The sequence below is a fragment of the Haloplanus litoreus genome (assembly GCF_045690335.1).
GTDB classification, from domain to species: Archaea; Halobacteriota; Halobacteria; order Halobacteriales; family Haloferacaceae; genus Haloplanus; species Haloplanus litoreus.
This window is the reverse complement of the sequence record NZ_CP147874.1, coordinates 168037-186612: the sequence shown is the minus strand read 5'-3', so window position 1 is coordinate 186612 and position 18576 is coordinate 168037. Positions and strand designations below refer to the sequence as shown.

Annotated in this window: 19 protein-coding genes, 1 tRNA gene and 1 pseudogene; 16 read left to right on the top strand and 5 right to left on the bottom strand. The window is 67.7% G+C overall.

The features are described 5' to 3' along the window. Window positions 1–128: 128 nt before the first annotated feature. The 5 genes from V8686_RS01060 to V8686_RS01040 all read left to right on the top strand — a co-directional run bounded on the left by V8686_RS01060 (window position 129) and on the right by V8686_RS01040 (window position 5674). Window positions 129–920 carry an SDR family NAD(P)-dependent oxidoreductase gene (locus V8686_RS01060; RefSeq protein WP_379702015.1) on the top strand — a complete coding sequence of 264 codons (792 nt, stop codon included), beginning with the start codon at window positions 129–131 and terminating at the stop codon, window positions 918–920. A gap of 176 nt (window positions 921–1096) precedes the next feature. Next, entirely contained in the window at window positions 1097–2533 is a 1437-nt protein-coding gene (locus V8686_RS01055; RefSeq protein WP_407344274.1) for an ABC transporter substrate-binding protein, read from the top strand. A 96-nt stretch (window positions 2534–2629) separates the two neighbouring features. Continuing rightward, window positions 2630–3574, top strand: coding sequence for a carbohydrate ABC transporter permease (locus V8686_RS01050; protein WP_379702013.1), 945 nt, complete (start codon window positions 2630–2632; stop codon window positions 3572–3574). After that, on the top strand, window positions 3571–4455 hold the full coding sequence (locus tag V8686_RS01045) for a carbohydrate ABC transporter permease (RefSeq protein ID WP_379702011.1): 885 nt from the start codon (window positions 3571–3573) through the stop codon (window positions 4453–4455). The genes V8686_RS01050 and V8686_RS01045 overlap by 4 nt, the downstream gene beginning before the upstream one ends. Before the next feature lie 85 nt (window positions 4456–4540). After that, the gene (locus V8686_RS01040; RefSeq protein ID WP_379702009.1) at window positions 4541–5674 is read left to right on the top strand and encodes an ABC transporter ATP-binding protein; all 1134 of its coding nucleotides are present in this window, start codon (window positions 4541–4543) and stop codon (window positions 5672–5674) included. Between the two features lie 246 nt (window positions 5675–5920). Here the strand turns inward: V8686_RS01040 and V8686_RS01035 are convergent, their stop codons facing one another. After that, window positions 5921–7897, bottom strand: a complete 1977-nt coding sequence (locus tag V8686_RS01035) for an aconitate hydratase (protein ID WP_379702007.1) — start codon at window positions 7895–7897, stop codon at window positions 5921–5923. 236 nt (window positions 7898–8133) lie between these two features. On the opposite strand from V8686_RS01035, the gene V8686_RS01030 reads away from it, so the two are divergent. Together V8686_RS01030 and V8686_RS01025 are read left to right on the top strand one after the other, a co-directional pair. After that, window positions 8134–8601: a deoxyuridine 5'-triphosphate nucleotidohydrolase gene (locus V8686_RS01030; RefSeq protein WP_379702006.1), complete on the top strand. Its 468-nt coding sequence runs from the start codon at window positions 8134–8136 to the stop codon at window positions 8599–8601. Window positions 8602–8665: 64 nt separating this feature from the next. After that, window positions 8666–9250 (top strand): hypothetical protein, encoded by a 585-nt coding sequence (locus V8686_RS01025; protein WP_379702004.1) that lies wholly within the window; start codon window positions 8666–8668, stop codon window positions 9248–9250. A gap of 138 nt (window positions 9251–9388) precedes the next feature. Here V8686_RS01025 and V8686_RS01020 read toward each other — a convergent pair. After that, window positions 9389–9462: transfer RNA gene (locus V8686_RS01020), tRNA-Lys, on the bottom strand. Window positions 9463–9686: 224 nt separating this feature from the next. On the opposite strand from V8686_RS01020, the gene V8686_RS01015 reads away from it, so the two are divergent. Further along, the gene (locus tag V8686_RS01015) at window positions 9687–10787 is read left to right on the top strand and encodes a site-2 protease family protein (RefSeq protein WP_379702002.1); all 1101 of its coding nucleotides are present in this window, start codon (window positions 9687–9689) and stop codon (window positions 10785–10787) included. A gap of 191 nt (window positions 10788–10978) precedes the next feature. On the opposite strand, the pseudogene V8686_RS01010 reads toward V8686_RS01015, so the two are convergent. Continuing rightward, window positions 10979–11174: pseudogene (locus V8686_RS01010) on the bottom strand (class I SAM-dependent methyltransferase); the annotation flags it as partial. A 266-nt stretch (window positions 11175–11440) separates the two neighbouring features. Between V8686_RS01010 and V8686_RS01005 the strand changes: the two are divergent. The 8 genes from V8686_RS01005 (at window position 11441) to V8686_RS00970 (ending at window position 16994) form a co-directional block, all read left to right on the top strand. Beyond that, window positions 11441–13351 carry a type II secretion system F family protein gene (locus V8686_RS01005; protein WP_379706422.1) on the top strand — a complete coding sequence of 637 codons (1911 nt, stop codon included), beginning with the start codon at window positions 11441–11443 and terminating at the stop codon, window positions 13349–13351. Further along, window positions 13348–14049 carry a DUF7289 family protein gene (locus V8686_RS01000; RefSeq protein ID WP_379702000.1) on the top strand — a complete coding sequence of 234 codons (702 nt, stop codon included), beginning with the start codon at window positions 13348–13350 and terminating at the stop codon, window positions 14047–14049. The genes V8686_RS01005 and V8686_RS01000 overlap by 4 nt, the downstream gene beginning before the upstream one ends. Further along, a complete protein-coding gene (locus V8686_RS00995) occupies window positions 14046–14483 on the top strand; it encodes a DUF7266 family protein (protein ID WP_379701999.1) in 438 nt (145 codons plus the stop codon). The genes V8686_RS01000 and V8686_RS00995 overlap by 4 nt, the downstream gene beginning before the upstream one ends. Then, window positions 14480–15151 (top strand): DUF7263 family protein, encoded by a 672-nt coding sequence (locus V8686_RS00990; protein ID WP_379701997.1) that lies wholly within the window; start codon window positions 14480–14482, stop codon window positions 15149–15151. The genes V8686_RS00995 and V8686_RS00990 overlap by 4 nt, the downstream gene beginning before the upstream one ends. Further along, entirely contained in the window at window positions 15144–15548 is a 405-nt protein-coding gene (locus tag V8686_RS00985) for a DUF7262 family protein (RefSeq protein ID WP_379701996.1), read from the top strand. Before V8686_RS00990 ends, V8686_RS00985 begins: the two co-directional genes overlap by 8 nt. After that, the gene (locus tag V8686_RS00980; protein WP_379701994.1) at window positions 15545–16117 is read left to right on the top strand and encodes a DUF7261 family protein; all 573 of its coding nucleotides are present in this window, start codon (window positions 15545–15547) and stop codon (window positions 16115–16117) included. The genes V8686_RS00985 and V8686_RS00980 overlap by 4 nt, the downstream gene beginning before the upstream one ends. A gap of 143 nt (window positions 16118–16260) precedes the next feature. Further along, window positions 16261–16710 (top strand): CBS domain-containing protein, encoded by a 450-nt coding sequence (locus tag V8686_RS00975; protein ID WP_379701993.1) that lies wholly within the window; start codon window positions 16261–16263, stop codon window positions 16708–16710. A gap of 92 nt (window positions 16711–16802) precedes the next feature. Further along, window positions 16803–16994, top strand: coding sequence for a DUF7333 family protein (locus V8686_RS00970; protein ID WP_379701992.1), 192 nt, complete (start codon window positions 16803–16805; stop codon window positions 16992–16994). Between the two features lie 31 nt (window positions 16995–17025). Here the strand turns inward: V8686_RS00970 and V8686_RS00965 are convergent, their stop codons facing one another. Next, window positions 17026–18153 (bottom strand): sensor histidine kinase, encoded by a 1128-nt coding sequence (locus V8686_RS00965; protein ID WP_379701991.1) that lies wholly within the window; start codon window positions 18151–18153, stop codon window positions 17026–17028. An 87-nt stretch (window positions 18154–18240) separates the two neighbouring features. Then, window positions 18241–18570: a hypothetical protein gene (locus V8686_RS00960; protein ID WP_379701990.1), complete on the bottom strand. Its 330-nt coding sequence runs from the start codon at window positions 18568–18570 to the stop codon at window positions 18241–18243. Between the last annotated feature and the right edge of the window lie 6 nt (window positions 18571–18576).

Sequence of the window (18576 nt, the reverse complement as noted above, 5' to 3'; positions counted from 1 at the left end):
TGTAATGAAATTCGGGTCCCTTTGCTTGATTCGGGGGATGCCGACCGCTCGCCCGGAATCGTGTCGGAAATTCGACCAATACACATAATACGGGGGGATCGCAAACCGGCGGACGGTCATCACTTGCCATGCCAACAACAGATCTCTCCCTCGTCGGGGAGTCGGCAGTCGTGACGGGAGCCGGACGGGGAATCGGTCGACGGATCGCCGAGGCGCTCACCGACGCCGGGGTCGACGTCGCGATAAACGACGTCGACGGTGACGCACTCTCCGAGGCGGAGCGTGCGCTCGAGGGAGCCGACGGCGACCTACTCACCTACGAAGCCGACGCGAGCGACCCCGAAGAGACCGAGGCGTTCGTGCAGACGGCAGCCGACGCGTTCGGTGGGATCGGTATCGTCGTCAACAACGTCGGTATCGCGGGACCGACGAAACCCTGCGAGGAACTCACCCACGAGGAGTTCATGTCGACGCTCTCGGTGAACCTCGGCGGCCTGTTCAACACCACGTCAGCGGCGATTCCACACCTCAAACGGGGCGGCGGGCGTGTCGTCAACGTCTCGTCGATAAGCGGGAAACGGCCGCTCGAAGACCGGACACCCTACACCACCTCGAAGATGGGAGTGATCGGATTCACGCGGACGCTCGCGGTCGAACTCGCCGACCACGACGTCAACGTCAACGCCGTCTGCCCCGGTAGCGTCGAGGGCCCGCGGCTCGACGCCGTCATCGAGGGACAGGCGTCCTCACAGGGCCGCCCCGTCGCGGAAGTCGAAGCCGAGTTCCGGTCGGCTTCGCCGAAGGAGGAGTTCGTCACCGCCGAGGACGTCGCCGACACCGTCCTCGTGCTGTGTTCCGAGCGCACCCGCCGTGTGACCGGACAGGATCTCAACGTCTCGGCCGGCGTCGTCATGTACTGACACCGTTCGCGTCGGGTCGGCACCGTCGGTGCGAGCGCTCGAAGACGGCCTCACTCGTGGGCCGAATCGACGCCGTCGGTAGGTTTTTGTAGTGTCAATCATCTTAATCAGGGACGGATATGAGTGACACTCCCAACCAAGCCGACGGTATCAGCCGTCGACGGTTCGTTCACGGTGTGAGCGCAGCAAGCGTCGCCGCCGCAGCCGGGCTGTCGGGCTGTGTCGGCGGCGGCGGAGGCGGCGGCGGGGGCGGGATGAGTATTCCGGACGACCCCGACTCGGCGGTCGACGGGGTGTCTATCTCGCTCGCGATCGACGAGGGTCACAACACGAACCCCTTCCGATGGTTCCGCGACTCCATTCAGGAGGACACCGGCGTCGAACTCGGCGAGATCAACGGCTTCGGGTTCAACAACCTGTTCTCGAAGCTGATGACGGAGTTCACGAGCAACTCCGGCGCGTTCGACCTCGTGAGCTTCTATCCGCAGTATCTCGGTACGTTCGCGGCCAACGGCCACCTCCAGCCGCTGGACGACATGATGGAGATCGAGGGCTGGGACCCGCAGTTCGACGACCTTCTCAAGCCGTACCGGCAGATGTACACCCAGTGGGGTGGCAGTACGTACGCGCTCCCCATCGACGGCGACGTGTTGATGCTCGTCTACCGCCGGGACCTCTTCGAGAAACACGACATCGACGTCCCCGAGACTTGGGCCGAATTCAACGAGGCGGCGCGGTACTTCACCGAGGAGACCGACGACATCGACCACGGCGTCGCGACGTACGGGAAACGGGGCAACGTCTACGGCTGGTTCCTCACCCGATTCGGCGGCCTCGGCGGGGTGTACTTCGACGAGGAGATGAATCCACAGATCAACACCGAGGCGGGCCGACGCGCGCTGGAGTCGTGGCAGGAGACGATCCAGTACGCCCCCGACGACACGGCGAGCTACGGCTACCCCGAGCTTCGGGACGCGTTCACCGGCGGTAACGTGGCGATGGTTGTCCAGTGGACGGACGTACCGAAGAAGGCGGCAGTTGCGGAGGCAACGAAGGGTAACTGGGGCGGTGCAGCCGTCCCCGGCTGGGAGGACGGCCGCGCCGCCAGCGCGATGCCGGTCGGTCGCGTCCTCGGCGTCACGTCGGGAGTCAGCGACGAGCAGAAACTCGCCGCCTACCGCTTCGCACAGACGTTCACGCTGCCGGAGTACAGCACGCACATGGTCTCCGATCCCGGCTGTGGCGAGGACCCGTTCCGCACCTCCCAGCTCTCCGATCCCGAGCCCTTCACCCAGGAGAACCCGTTCCGGGACGCCCCACAGGAGTCCGTCGCCTTCGAGGACATGGAGAGCGCGGAGCAGTACACCTCGGCCGTGCAGGCGACGCTCGAACAGGGCTATCCGGTGCCGTACTGGCCGGGCTCCCAGGACTACATCAACGCCCTCGACATCGAGATGTCGCGGTTCGTCAGCGGCGAAACCGGCGTCGAGGAGACGCTCGAAAACGTCGAGAGCGAGTGGGAGAGCATCGTCGAAGATCTCGGTCGCGAACAGCAACAGGAGTACTACTCCAACGTCATCGACGCCTGGAAGAACGCGGGCATCTGGGAGTGAGGACATGGTAGGGGCTCGCCACGCTCGGTCGACGACTGGCGGAGGGTCGTCCTCCCGGCGGTTCGGGCGGACGCGCGGTCACCGGAGGTAACAGCGATGGCATCATCTACCGACGACACGCAAGCACACCGCTCGACGGGCATCAGTAGCTACGTCCGGAACGAGCACCTCGAGTACTGGTTCGCGGTGCCGGCGCTCCTCATCCTGCTCGCGCTTGTCATCTTCCCGATGATCTGGTCGCTGTGGACCAGTTTCACCGATCTGAATCTCACGATTGCGACGCGCAACGGCGCCTTCATCGGACTGGACAACTACGCGGACCTGCTGACGAGCGACCGGTTCTGGAACTCCATCGCGAACACGGCCTACTACGTCGGCCTCGGCGTTGTGGTCGAGTTCACGCTCGGGTTCGCCGTCGCGCTGTTCATGGCGAACTACACCCGCGGCCGTGTGACGACGGTGTTGTTCACGGTCCTCCTGCTCCCGATGATGATGGCGCCTATCGTCACCGGACTCATCTGGCGGCTCCTCCTCCAGGAGTCGTTCGGCCCGGTCAACTACCTGCTCGCGGCGCTGGGCGTCGGGCAACCGGCGTGGCTGTCCTCGACGGCGATGTCGCTGAACAGCGTCCTCATCGCCGACATCTGGCAGTGGACGCCGTTTATGATCCTCATCCTCTACACCGGGCGGCTCTCGATCAGCGAGGACCTCTACGAGGCCGCGAAGATGGACGGCGCCGACCGCTGGTTCACGTTCCGACACGTCACGCTCCCGCAGATGAAGGGCGTGATCGCCATCGCGATCCTGTTGCGGGCGATGGACGCGTTCAAATTCTTCGACAAGATGTTCGTCATGACCGGCGGCGGCCCCGGCACCTCGTCGGAACTGGGCACGTACTACAACTACCTGCTCGGGTTCGACTCCTTCTCGATGGGCAAGGCGACCGCGATGAGCTGGCTGCTCCTGTTGTTCGCGGTCGTGCTCGCGAACGCGTTCCTCTACGTCCTTGAACAGGGCGAAGGGGGTGACCGCGTCGTATGAGCGTCGTCGAGTGGACCCGTCACCGGCTGGCGGGCACGACCGACGAGCCCGTGTCGCTGCGGGGGGCCTTTCGCGTAATCGGGGTCACGTCGTTCGTCAGTATCGCCCTCGTGACGACGCTGTTCCCGCTGTACTGGACGGTGAATACGTCGTTCAAACCGGCCGCCGAGACCCAGACGTTCCCCCCGACGTTCACTCCCGAGACGTTCACGGTCTCGCCCTACGTCGACGTCCTCACCGGGGCGGGGTCGTCCGTGCTCGCAAACAGCGTCATCGTCAGCGTCGGCGCGACGGTACTCGCGATGGTTATCGGCGTGCCTGCGGGCTACGCCTACGCCCGCAATCCGGGCAAGGTCGGAGGGAAACATCTGGCCTTCTGGATCCTCTCGCTCCGGATGTTCCCGCCGATCGCACCGATCCTGCCGCTGTTTTTCATGTTCCGGCAGGTCGGCATGATCGACACGTACCCGACGATGATGCTGCTGTACCTGACGTTCAACGTTCCACTGGTCGTCTGGCTGATGCGAAGCTTCTTCCAGGACATCCCACAGGCCGTCGAGGAGGCGGCGATCATGGACGGGTATTCGCGCCTCGAGGCGTTCTTCAAGGTGTCGCTCCCGCTGGTCTCGCCCGGAATCGTCACGACGACGCTACTGGTCTGGATCTTCTCGTGGAACGAGTTCCAGTTCGCGCTCGTGTTCACGCGCAACGCCGCCCAGACCTACCCGGTGATCATCCCGTCGCTGGTCGGCGGGCACGCGACCCTGTGGAACCAGGTCGCGGCGCTGTCGGTGATCGCGATGATCCCGATAATCGTTATCTCGCTGCTGATGCAGAAACGGCTCGTCCGCGGGCTCACCCTCGGGGCGGTGAAAGGATGACCGCCACGTCGACGCCCCTCGTTCGTCCGCCCCGGTACAGGCAGATCAACGCATCCGACCGCCAGCCTCACCCTACTCAGAACGCATGACTACGATCGAACTCGATACGATACGCAAGGAGTTCGGCGACGACATCGTCGCCGTCGACGACGTGTCACTGACCATCGAGGACGGCGAACTCGTCGTCCTCGTCGGCCCGTCGGGCTCCGGAAAGTCGACGACGCTCCGGATAATCGCCGGCCTCGAAGCCCCGACCGGCGGCGACATCCTGATAGACGGCCGGCGCGTCAACGACGTCCAGCCACAGAACCGTGACATCGCGATGGTGTTCCAGTCCTTCGCGCTCTATCCACATCGGTCCGTCCGGAACAACATCTCGTTCCCGCTGGAAGCCCGCGACGTGCCCAAGGCAGAGATCGACCGCCGCGTCGAGGAGGCCGCAGCCATGCTCGACATCACGGAGCTGCTCGACCGGAAGCCGGCGAACCTCTCGGGCGGGCAGCAACAGCGCGTCGCGCTCGGTCGCGCACTCGTCCGCGACCCACAGGCGTTTCTCATGGACGAGCCGCTGGCGAACCTCGACGCGAAACTCCGCAAGGAGATGCGGACGGAAGTGGTCCGCCTCCAGCAGAACCTCGACGTGACGATGGTCCACGTCACGCACAACCAGGAGGAGGCGATGACGATGGGCGACCGCGTCGCGGTGATGAACGAGGGCGCGATCCAGCAACTCGCCCCACCCAAGGAGGTGTATCGGCGGCCAGCCAACCGGTTCGTCGCGGAGTTCATCGGGAGTCCGAGCATGAACCTCCTCGACGGATCGCTCTCTGACGGGACGTTCCACGCCGACGCCGGGGACGTGTCGATCCGCGTCCCAGACGAACTCGCGGACGCGTCGACGGCCACCCCACTCACCCTCGGTGTACGACCCGAGAGCGTACAGATCGTCGATTCACCCGGCGACTACACGTTCGAGGCGACCGTCGACGTGGTCGAACTGATGGGGAACGTCCAGATCGTCCACATCGTCCTCGACGGCGCCGAGTTCTTGGCCGAAGTCGATCCCGACCTCGCGGTCGACCAGGGCGACACCCTCCTCGTTCGGCTTCCGCCCGAGAAGATCGACCTCTTCGACGGCGTCCAGCCGGACAGCCCTCGCGTCGAGCGAGCGGTCGAACACGACCGATCCGTGGACGGGCCCGTCGCGACGGAAGAGTAGCTGCCACCCTCGCGGTGTCGCCGGAAGTCGGCCATCGACGGCGGATCAGCGTCGGCCGGCCCCGTCAGCCGGCCGGTTTCTCCTCGACGTCGGGATTCCGCTCGTGGGCTGCTACCCGCCGTTCGGTCGCGTTCTCGGCGCCGAAAAAATCGGGTCCGGGACCGCGTGTCCCGTACGGACTGTTGTCAGTCAGTTCCGGCCGCCCCCGCGACGGCGACGGCCGGGACACAGTGACACCGAGCCGTATCAGTCGTCGGCGGGCGTCGCGCCGCTACCGTCCTGCTCGTACTGCTGTTTCGTCAGGGTGAGTTTGCCGCCGGCCGCGAGAATCTCGCGTTCGCGCTCGGAGGCGTCGAACTCGGCGGTTGCCTCCCAGTCGTCGTTGACGCGGATGGTGAACTCCTCGGCGCCGGCTTTGACCGCTTCGGCGACGTCGTCGACGACTTCGACGTGGTCGCCCTGCTCGATCCGCTCGTAGGTCTCCTCGTCGATGGTCAGCGGCAGAAGGCCGAAGTTGTACAGGTTCGCCTTGTGGATGCGGGCGAAGGACTGTGCGAGGACGGCCTCGACGCCGAGATACATCGGACACATCGCGGCGTGTTCACGCGAGGACCCCTGTCCGTAGTTCTCGCCGGCGACGAGGACGCCGTGATCCGACGCCTTGGCGCGCTCCGCGAACGACTCGTCGACGCGGGAGAGGGTGAACTCGGAGAGCTTGTCGATGTTCGAGCGGAACTTCAGGATGTCCGACGTGGCCGGGATGATGTGATCGGTCGTGATGTTGTCGGGCATCTTCAGGAGCGTCTCGCCGGCGATGTCGGCGCCGAGCGGGTCCTTCAGCGGCACGTCGCCGATGTTCGGTCCCTTGATCAGGTCGTCGTCGACGGCCTCGTCGGGTTCGATGATGTCGGCCTTCGAGGCGTCGTACTGGTCCGGGAGTTCGATGCCCGGCGACTCCATGTCGCCGAGTTCCTCGGCCAGATCCCGCGGATCGACGATTTCGCCTTTGAGCGCGGCCGCGGCGGCCACCTGCGGCGAGCAGAGGTAGACGGAGTCGTCTTCGATGCCGGAGCGTCCCTCGAAGTTCCGGTTGAACGTCCGGAGCGAGACGGAGTCGGAGGCGGGCACGTGCCCGATACCGATACAGGGTCCGCAGGTCGACTCGGAGACGTTGACGCCGGCGGCCATCATCTCGGCGGTCCACCCCTCCCGTGCGAGGAGTTCACTGGCCTGTTTCGATCCCGGAGCGACGATCATCTCGAGGTCCTTCTGGATCTCGCGACCCTTGACCATCTTCGCCGCGGGGAGGATGTCCGCGTACCCGCCGTTGGTACAGGAGCCGACGATGACCTGTTCGACGTCTTCACCGGCCACCTCGCGTACCGGCACGACGTTGTCCGGCATCGACGGCGTGGAGATGAGCGGTTCGAGGTCCGAGAGGTCGACGACGAGTTCGTCGGCGTACTCGGCGTCCTCGTCGGCCGAGAGTTCGACGTACTCGTCGCCACGACCCTGCCGTTCGAGGTAGTTCTTCGTCCGCTCGTCGGTCGGGAAGATGGAGGTGGTCGCACCGAGTTCCGTCCCCATGTTCGTGATGGTGGTGCGCTCGGGGACGGTCAGGCTCTCGACGCCCGGCCCGGTGTACTCGAACACTTTGCCGACGCCGCCCTTGACCGAGAGCCGACGCAGCATCTCGAGGATGAGGTCCTTGGCGGTCGCCCACTCGGGCAGTTCGCCCTCCAGACGCACGTTCACGACTTCGGGCATCTCGACGAAGTACGGGCCGCCGCCCATCGCGACGGCCACGTCGAGACCACCGGCGCCGATGGCGAGTTCGCCCAGGCCGCCCGGCGTCGGCGTGTGGGAGTCGGAGCCGAGCATCGTCTTGCCGGGCGCCGCGAAGTTCTCCTTGTGGACGTTGTGACAGATGCCGTTGCCCGGACGGGAGAAGTACGCGCCGTAGGTGCCGGCAGCCGACCGGAGGAAGCGGTGGTCGTCGGTGTTCTTGAAATCGAATTGGTAGGTCTGGTGGTCACAGTACTGGGCGGCGAGTTCGGTCTGGACCTCGTCGAGGTCGAGCGCCTCGAACTGGAGCCAGACCATCGTGCCGGTCGTGTCCTGTGTGAGTACCTGGTCGATCTCGATCCCGATCTCCTCGCCGGGTTCGAGATCACCCTCGACGAGGTGGTCGTCGAGGATCTTCTCTGTGAGCGTCTGTCCCATAACGTCCGGCCATCGCGTGCCGATGGATATAAATCCCGCGCCTTTCCTCACTCCAAATCCCGCCACGGGACGCTTCTACCACAACATTTAGACCGTCTCGGGGCCTAACTCCGCGCCGCAACCCGAACCGGCTACGCCCGCTTTTCGGCGTCTCCTCGCGACCCGACTCCGTCGCTTCAGCCCGTTCGGACCACCCGTACCGGCACGGTTTTGTCGCGCCTGGCCGACGCCCCCATATGTTCCGTGCCGGTCCGTTCGTCGCCGATCACGTGCGGCCAGTCGACCCCGAACAGGTACAGCCGAACGGCCTCGATCTGACGGCCGAAGCGATTTTCGAGACCGGCGGCGGCCGGATCGGACGCGACGGCGAGCGGATCGGAGAGCGCGACCCCGTCGACCCCGACCCGGACGCCGACGCGTGGCGGCTCTCGCCCGGCGGCTACATCCTCCGATACGGCGAACGAATCCACATCCCCGAGGGGCACGTCGGCTTCGTCTACCCCCGCTCCTCGCTCATGCGCAACGCCGCGATGCTCCACACCGCCGTCTGGGACGCCGGCTACGAGGGCCGCGGCGAGGGACTCTTGGCCGTCCACGAGGGAATCGACATCGAACCCGACGCCCGGGTGGCACAGCTGGTCCTCGCCGAGGCGAGCCACGAGGGCACCTACGACGGGAGCTACCAGGGCGAGAACATAGAGTAATCGTCGCTTACCGCTCCACAGGCGACCGTTACTGACGGGGGGACGGGCCGAAGGGGCGACCGTGATGTTCCGAGACCGGCCGCCGCGGGCGGCGCTCGAACGCCTCTTCCAGCCGCCGCTCCGACTGCGTGACCGGACTCTCGACGCCCACGAGGCGGACGGATCGCCGTCACCGTTACCGTCGCCGTCGTCGCGCCAGGACGCCATCGACGTTGCCTGCTGGACGCCCCTCGGCGACGACCGGCGGTCGCCCCACCGCGACACCAGCGACCCGGACGTGGACCCCATGGCGACGCTGCTCGCCGACCCGTCGACGCCCGGCGACGCGGGCAGTGCCGTCGACCACACGCTGGTCTTCGAAGTCGAAGGGCCGGTGCACTCGATCGGCGTCGACTACGGATCCCTCGACGCCGCCGTGACGCCCGAGCAAGACCTCCGGGTGCGGACCGAGACCGGTCGGGCCCTCGACGTCGGCTGGCGCGTCACCGCCGACGGTGGACTCGTCGTCCGATTCGCCGATCCGCCGACCGACGGGGCCCTGTTCGTCGAGTACGGCGTGACCCGGAATCCCGTGAGCGGCCGCCACACCGTCGACGTCGTCGTCGACGGCGAACGAACGGTCGAAGCGCGGCTGGTCGTGTTGGGGTGACTGGCGGTCGGACGACGAGGGTGGGTCGGGAGCTTGAACCACGGTCGCTCCGCTCCGCTTCGCTTTGCTCCGTCCACTGGTTCGACTCCGTCCTGACGGTTCCCGTACCGCCTCGCCGTCGCTCGGCGGTTCGGTGCACGGGCCGGGAGGGAGTTGAACCCCCGACCGTCTGGTTAAAAGCCAGACGCTCTGCCTGACTGAGCTACCGGCCCGCGTGGGTTCGTATCCGACGCTACGGTATAAGCGTTTTCAGCTACCGCCGACAGGGGCCCGCCGGGCTGACCGACGACTCGCGGGACGGCCCCGACGACACACCCCGACGCTCCGGGCACGACGTCCGTGAACTCGACGTAGTCGCGGGTACCGGCACGCTCGCGTTCGAATCCCGGCGTGTTCGGGCGAGGAATACTAGTGGCTGTAGTCCCTACACGTGGCGATGGCCCAACCCACGGTTCCGGGTGACCTCCCCGATCCGGGGTCGCTCACGGAGGCGTTTCTCGTCTACGAGGTCGAGGTCGCCGACGACGGGGTCCGGTACTACGGCGAACCCGCCGGCCCGAAGGAGTCCGTCCTCCGGACGCTCGCTCCCCTGTTTCGGCGGCGGGGCTACCGCGTCAGTATCCACTACGAGACGGGTGAGCACGTCCTCGTCGCGACGGAACGCTCGACGAGCATCGACGGCGTCCCGTGGACCCACCTCGCCCTGTTCGTGGCGACGGTACTGACGACGCTCTTCGCGGGCTCACAGTGGTACGGCGTCGACGCCCTCGCCGACCCCCTCGCCCTCGGCCGGGCGTGGCCCTTCGCACTCGCCGTCCTCGGTGTCCTCGCGATCCACGAACTCGGGCACTACGCCCTCAGTCGGTACCACGACGTCGAGGCGACGCTGCCGTACTTCATCCCGATGCCGAACGTCCTCGGCACGCTCGGGGCGGTGATCCGCATGAAAGACACCATCCCCAGCCGTCGCGCGCTGTTCGATATCGGCGTCGCGGGACCGCTCGCCGGCCTCGCCGCCACGGTCGTCGTCACCGCCGTCGGCGTCTCCCTGCCCCCCGTGGCGGTGCCCGAGTCGACGCTCGTCGCCCGACTCGAACTGGGCTATCCGCTGCTCGTCAGGGGCATCGCCACGCTCCTCGGCGAGTCGTTGCGCTACGGCGCCGACGAGATGGTCAACCCGGTCGTCGTCGGCGGCTGGATCGGCGCCTTCGTCACGTTCCTCAACCTCCTCCCCGTCGGCCAACTCGACGGTGCCCACGTCACCCGGGCGCTGGTCGGCGACCACATGGCGTCGATCCAGCGGCTCGTCCCCCTCGGCCTCTTCGCCCTCGCCGCGTACCTTCTCGTCTTCGAGAACGGTCGCGGGGCGCAGCTCTGGGGCTTCTGGGGACTCCTGTCGCTCGCCGTTCTCCGCGCCGGAACCGCCACGCCCATCGACGAGACGCCCGTCGATCGGAAACGGAAGGTCCTCGGAGTGGTGACGCTCCTGCTCGGCGTTCTCTGTTTCGCTCCGATGCCCATCGCCTTCGCCGGCTGATACTGTCGGCCGTAACTGTGTCAGGATGTTCACCGCCTCGGGGTGGCGAACGCCTTGATCGACTTACGGCCGACAGCATGAGGCGCCGACACGTCGCTCGTCCGCGTCACGTCGTCCCGCCGGGGCCGTACTCGACGATCACGAACTCCGCGTCGCTTCCCCAGGACGCTGACCGTCTCCGTCCGCAGCGCGCCGAATCCCGTCGCTCGCAACACGTCGAGCGTCCGAGCCCCGTCGCCGCAGCCGACGTCGAGGACCGTCGGGTCGAGCGGGAGCGACGCCCGCAGGTCGTCGAGCAGGTCGGCGTCGGCGCCGGTCGGATCGCGGCGACCGGCGTACGTCGCCGCGATTGTCGTCCCACGCGCGGTGGATGGCGCCGCGGTCCACGTCGGTGGGTGTGGACGGTCCTAACGGTCACGGTGGTGAGCGTCGCTACCCGGACCGAATCGCCCGCCCGTGACGCGAATCAAATCTGAGAACGCCCGTCCAACGTTTATATATCAGCGAGCGACACCTCGCCCCATGCCGATAGGGGAACGATCCGGCCGACCGTCGGGCGGTTTCACGCCGTTTTGCGCGGGTGGGGACGTGTGACTGGTGGCCGACGGTCGACCGACGGCGGCGCATCCGCCACGGGAACGGACGGTAGCGAGGTGTCGGCGGCCGCTGCGCCGCCGGAGTCTGGTCGCCCGACCGGCTACGTCTCCACGCTCGACCGCGTCCTGTACGCTCTCTTTGCCCGCCACGCTGACGACCGTCGCCACGTCAGGGACCGCAAGCGATACCGAGGAACCGACCTCCGTCTCAGTTTCGACGTCTACCTCGCTCGCGTCTACGGGCTGTCCTGGGCCGTCGCGCTCGCGGTCACGTTCCCGACGCTCGTCGTCGCTATCGCGTTCGGCGACGCCCTGGCCGTGGCGGCGCCGTCTCGGGTCGCCGAGGCGGTGCCGCTCGGCCGGATCGGTCTCCCGGTGCCACCCGTGTCGGCGTTCGCCGCCGCCGCCGGGCTGATTTTCGGCGGCCTCGTCAAGACCGCCACCGTCCGTCTCGGTGGCGGGTACCTCCGCTGGTTGGCGAGCGCCAGACGGAACGACATCGAGCGCACTCTGCCCGGTGCGGTCCGGTATCTGCACGTTCTCTCCTCGGGGAGTGACGGCCATCGGTCGATGCTCCGGAAGGTGGCCGATACCGACCCCTACGGCGAGACGGCGGTGTCCATCCGGAAGGTGTTGAACACCGCCTCGCTCACGGGTAGCCTCCACGAGGGGTTTCGACGAATCGCTCGTGATACCCCCTCACGGGAGTTGCTCGCACCCTTCCTCCTGAAGTTCAGCGAACACGCCCAGCAGGGTGAGTCCGAACTCGCGAACTACCTCCGCATGGAGAGTCGGATGCTCGCTCACCGTCAGGACCGCGCCCGACAGCGCGCCGCCGGCCTGCTCGAACTCCTCTCGGAAGTGTTCATGGTGTTACTCGTCCTGCCGACGCTCCTGGTCATCGTGCTGACCGTCCTCGCAATCATTTCACCCGGACTCTCCGAGCCGTTCGTGACGCCCCTCGGTTCGACCACGCCCCGGGCCGTCGTCGTCTACACCAGCGCGGCGTTCGTCCTCGTCCTCGGGATCGGCGCGAGCATCGTCGTCGGCGGCCTCCGGCCTCCGGGCCAGACCGTCCACTACCGCCGGCCGGCGGGCGTCCTCGCGACGCTCGCGTCCGCGACGCGAAACCCGGCGAGCGCCGTCGTCGTCGCCGTCGTCCCCGCGCTCCTCACCGTCGCAGCCGTCGTCGCCGTGGACTATCCGCCGGCCGACGTCGCCCTCCTCGGATACGCCGCTTACGCCCTCCCCGTCGGCCTCGTCGGCGTCAGGCGTGCCCGTCTCGACGACGCCAAGGACCGCGAGATCAAGGATTTCGTCCACGCGGTCTCCGGCCACGTCAACCTCGGCCGCCCCTTCCCCCGGGCGGTCACACTCGTCGCCCGTGACGTGGACTTCGGCCCGCTGAACCCCGACGTGGCGGATCTAGCGCTCAACCTGAGTTTCACCTCGCCGGAGACTGGTCTGGACGAGAACGTTCGCACCGCGGCGCTCGAACGCTTCGTCGAGGGCGTCGGGACGCCGCTCGCCGAACAGACCGTCGGTCTCGTCACGGGTGCCCTCGACGCGGGCAGCGACGCAGGGACCGTCTTCGATACGCTCCAGACCGAAATTGGGCGGCTCTATCACGAGAAGCGGGAACTCCGAGCCAACCTGCTCGCCTACGTCGCCGTCGGGTGGACGACGGCCCTCCTCGTCGTCGGCATCGCCGTCGCCGTCGGCATCCACGTCTTCGACGGCTTCGAACAACTCGCTTCGGTTCGCGGGGCCGGCGGCTACATCATCGAGGGGTCGGCCATCGATCTAGCACGGGAGCGCTACCGTCTCTACGTCGTCACGCAAGCGACCATGCTCGCCGCCGGATGGTTCGCCGGCACCGCCAGCCGCGGACGGTACGAGGCGCTCTTACACTCCGGCGCCCTCGTCGTCGTCTGTCACGCCGTCTTCGCCGGGGTGGGGATGATATGATCGACCGCGCCCAGTCCGCGACTATCGGTGTGGCTATCCTTCTGGCCATCACCGTCGTGAGCGTCGCGGCGTTGACCGTGACGGTCGGATCGGTCGTGGAGGAGAACGCGAGCGGTGCGGAGGCCCGGAGCGCCGCGTCGGCGATGGCCGACGCCCTCGACGCCGAACGGAGCGGCCCGCACGAGGAACGGTTCACCCTGAACGAGGGCCGACTCCGCGCGGTCGACCGATCGGTCCGCGTCCTGCAGGGGACCGATCCGGCGACCGAGTACGCAGTCGGTGGCCTCGCCTACGCCGCCGGCGACCGTCGAGTCCGGTACGTCGCCGGGACGATCGTTCACGACACCGGAAACGGAGTCCGCACCCACGCCGCGCCGCCCGTGTCGGTTCGCGACCGAACCCTGTTCGTCTCCGTTCCCCGCCTCGGCGCCGACGCAGTGGCGGTCGACGGGACGGCGACGGTGGCCCTGCGGACGAACGTCACTCACCGCCGTCGTCACCTCTCGGGTGGCGGATTCGGCCTCGCCGTCGAGACCCGGACGCCGGGCGTCTGGGAGCGTCGATTCGAGGCGCTCGGTGCGACCACCGTTCGCCGCTCCTTCGACGACGACGGCGTGCCGAGTGTCGTCGCTCGCTTCCCCGAGGTTCGCGACGTCTACGTGTTCGTCCACGACCTGCGTCTGGAGGTGGGGCGGTGACGGACCGCGGGTTCGCGCCCGTCGTCGGAAAGGGGCTAGAAGCGGTGATCGTCGTCCTCTACGTCTCCTCCCTGGTGACCGTTCTCCACGGCGGTGTCCTCCCCGAGTACCGGACTGCGACGGCGGCGGAGGTGAGCGACCGCACCCTCGCGGCGACGGCCGAGCGTATCGAGGCGTCGATCCCGCCACCGAGCAGTGGCGCCGACGTGACGCGGACGCTCGACCTACCGACCGCCATCGACCGCGCGGCCTACCGGATTCGCGCCGAGAACGGATCGCTCGTTCTCGACCACCCCGACGACGACGTCTCCGGCCGTCTCCGTCTGGCGCTTCCCCGGCGCGTCGTCGCCGTCGAGGGGACGTGGCGTAGCGACGAGCGTGCGATCCTCCAGATTCGGGCCGACGACGGTCGACTCCGGGTGATCCTGTCGTGAGGGGACAGACCAACCTGATCGCCCTCGCCGTCGCGCTCGTCCTGTTGACTGGGGCGACGGTCGTCGGCGTGACCCTCGCCGATTCGGCGCTGGCCGGCGCGGATCGTGACCCCGTCGAGCGCCACGCGGCGACGGCCGTTGCCGACCGCCTGACTGCCGCCGACTCACGGATCACGGTTCGGGCGAACGCGCTGAACGCCACCGCGGTCGACGCCCTGAACGCGAGTCGGCTGTCCGATCTGGCGCCCCCCGCGACCGAGGGTGACGTTCGCGTTGCCCTCGACGGAGCGACCATCGTCGAACGCGGCGCCCCGGGCGGTGGGACGACGGTTCGTCGTGCGGTCGTGGTTCGCTCGCGATCGGCCCCCATCACCACGCTCGTCAACCTCTCCCGCCGGTCGACGATCCGGCTCCCGCGGGGTGTCGGCCGCGCCAGCGTCACGCTCTCTCCCGGCCCGAACACCACGATTCGGTCCGTCCGCGCGAACGACCGCGTCGTCCTGTCCGACGGGGCGGGGCTGAACACCACCGCGACCATCCACCTCTCCCGGTTCGCGCCGACGACGCTCCGAGTCGATGCGGGAGCGAACGCGACCGGCCGCGCCGAGGTGACGTACCGCCGTCCGATAGTCGACGAGCGGGTTCTTACGGTGACCGTCGATGCGTAGGGCACAGCTCTCCCTCTCGGTCGTCGAGGCCGCAATCGGCGTCGTCCTCGTCGTCGGCGTCGCCGCCGGCTTCACCGTCGGGGTGACGACTCCCCCTTCGGCGGAGCCACACCTGAATTCCCTGGCGCGTGACACCGCCTCGGTGCTCGGGTCGGAACCGACCGCCAACGGCCGGCACTCCCGACTCGTCGCGCTCGCTCGCTCCCCCGACACCTTCGCTCGCGTCCGCTCCGACACCGGGGACCGAATCGCCGACCTCCTGCCCGCCGACGTCGCCTTTCGGGTTCGCACACCGCACGGGACGCTCGGCTACCCCCGACCGCCGAGTCGACCCACCGGATCGACGACGGTGCCGACGCGTCACGGCCGGATCACTATCTGGGTGTGGTACGGATGACCCGACGTCGCCACCGAGGACAACTCGTCTTGCTCGCCGCCGCCGTCGTCGTCACCGCCCTCGTGCCCATGCTCCTCGCCTACGCTCAACTCGGCTATGCGGGCGACGTGACCGTCGCACCCGACGAACGCCGGACACTCTCCGACGGCAAACGCGTCCTCGAACGCTCCGTCGCCGAGGCGACCCGAGCGGTGTCCAGCGGGACCGAGGCCGATCAGCACCGACTGGCAGTCGACGTCGCCGCCGACCGTCTCGACCCCGCCGTCGCTCGCGTCGAGACGTCGGCGACGGACCGCGGCGTGACCGTCGCTGTGGGGCGGAACGCGAGCGCGGCGCGGCGGTGGGCCGCGAGCGACTGCCCCCGCGGTCCCGACCGTGCGTTCGGCGCCTGTCACCTTACCGACGGCTTCGTCACCCAGACCCGCGCCAACACGACTGCCCTCGTCGCCGTCGCCGTCGACGTGCGTGTTCGGGGACCGGGCGGCGAGACGCGAGCGACGTTCGTCGTCCGGGACGTCCGTGGCGCCGTGGCCGACCGTCGGATCGGTCGCCGCAGCAACGACGAATGAACGAACGCTTTCTAAAAGCGGAACTAGTCCTTTGAAAGTATTGAATTTGGGAAGATAACGAAACGATATGCTATCTATACTAGGATTATTACCGTGTATGTACGATAGACTTTACACTCGTCGTACGGTATCGAGTGCCACGGATGATTCAGACGACAATCGACGCCGTCGGCGTCCGCACACCGCCCACGATTTCGCCCGACACGCCCGCCGACGAGGCGGCGACGTACCTCCGTCGTGCGGAGGTGTCCGCACTGCCCGTCCTCGCGGACGGTGCCGTCGTCGGTATCGTCGCTGCCTCGGACCTCGTGGCGATGGTCGCGGAGACGGCCGCTCGCCCGGCCGTGCGAGCGATCATGTCGACGCCGGTGGCGACCATCTCCCCGACTGCGACGGTGTGTGACGCGGCCGAACGCATGCGGGCGGAGGGAGTCAAGCACCTGCCCGTCGTGACCGACGACGGGTACCGAGGTCTGCTGTCGGTGGCCGATCTGGCGCCCTATCTTCCCCGCCACAGCCTCGACATCGAGTGGCAGGCCGAACCGCTGTCGGTCGAGTCGGACGGCGGTCGGCGGCTCCCCGCCGGCGACTGACGGCGGTCCGGGGTCGGCGACCAGTTCCGAGTCCGGTGGGCGGCGCCGTCACGGCGACTCAATTATGAGGCTCGGACTCTTTCCACCACCGTATGGAGTTTACCCTACCGGTCGCACTCGGCGCAGTGCTCGCAGTGATCGTCGTCGGCGTCGCCGGCCTGGTCGGCGGCGGGATGATGGCACTGCAGACGACGCTGATGATGGTCGCCCCGTCGATGCTCGTGTTCGGGCTGCTCGCGTTCGGACTCGGCGTCAAACACGGCGAGTTCCGAGCGGCGCGATAACGCGCCGCCGGTTTCGCGCTCCCGTCGCCGATTACGTGTCGCCACCGAGCGACGGCAGCGTCGGCATCCGGGTGTCGTCCCGGGGGGTCGCACCCGGAAGCGTGACGGCGACGACGGCGCCACCGTCGGGGTGGTTGTCGACGTCGACCTCGCCGTCGAGGGTGTCGACGATCCACCGGACCAGCCACAGACCGACGCCGTCGCTGTGCTGGAGCGCCGTCTCGGTCGCCGCCGCGTGGACGGCGAGTTCCGCGTCGGAAAACCCCGGACCGTCGTCGCGAACCCGGAGTTCGACGGTCTCCGTGTGCGCGCCGGCCGGGCGGACGGTCACCGACACCCACGGGTCGTCGTCGGCCTTCGGCTGACTGCCCGTGGAGCCGTGCTCCACGGCGTTCCGGAGCAGGTTGTCCACGACCGACGCCAGTAGGTCGTTCGCCCACACGTAGGTGTCGGAGTGGAGGTCCGCCTCGACCGTCACCGCGTCGTCGGTGTGCCGAAGGTCGTCGATCCGCTCCTCGACGAGTCGACCGAGGTCGACCGGCTCCGTCTCGTCCATCGCCTCCAAGTCTTCGAGGCGGTTCGCGGCGTCGCTCAGCCGCTCGATGTGGTCGATCTGTTCGTGAATCACGTCGACGGACGACCCCGACTCCGCGTCGAGCAAGTCGACGTGCCCGCGGACGATGTTGATGCTGGTTCGGATGTCGTGTCGGAACAGGCGCAAAAAGACGGTGTTGCGCTGGTTGAGTGTCCGTGTCCGCTCGTGTTCGGCACGCAACTCGAACAGTGCCCCGACGAGAACGCCGACGACACCCCCGGCCGCGATGTTGACCATGACGACGCTCCGCCAGCCCATCCCCCGGAGCGAGGACGGGTCCCACAGGAGCAAGACGACGGCCAACAGGGTTGGGATGCCCAGCCCCAGCGTCGACCAGGCGGCCACGCGCCACACCCGTCCGTCGTCCAGTTGGCTGTTCGCCAGGCCAATGCCGGTGGCCGTGAACCCGCCGGCAGCCATCACCCCCATACTGAGCCCGAGCAGGGACGTCGACGGGTCCAGTTCCGTTCCGACCGGTACCAGCACCCCCGTACTGAGCGCGGCGAAGAGGACGACACCGACGCCGATGAGATAGCTCACCCCAAGATCCCCCTTCGAGACCATTCGAGAACGACTACGGCAGACCTATCATATAAACTACTTGACCCGATTATCACCCGTGATTTCGGCGTGACGCGTTCGACTGCCGGGCTACGCGTCCGCCGCGAGCGCTGCCCAGAGACCGGGAAGGTCGGCGATTCGATCCCACCCCGTTTCCGGGTCGACGTCCGACTCGACGATCCGCAGGTCGGTGAAGTAGTCGTCGAGGACGGTGCGTTCCTGTGCCAGCGGCGGCGAACAGTAGTCCTCCTCGACCCACACCGCTTCGTCGGTCGCGGGATCGTAGCGCGCGTCGTCGAGCGCCGCAGTCAGCGCCGGCCCGAAGGGACGCATGGCCTCGACGTCGCCGGCGTCCAGTCGGGTCCGGAGTTCGGGGAGGCGGTCCCGAATCGGCGTCGCGCGGACGAATCGGTGTGCCATACGCGC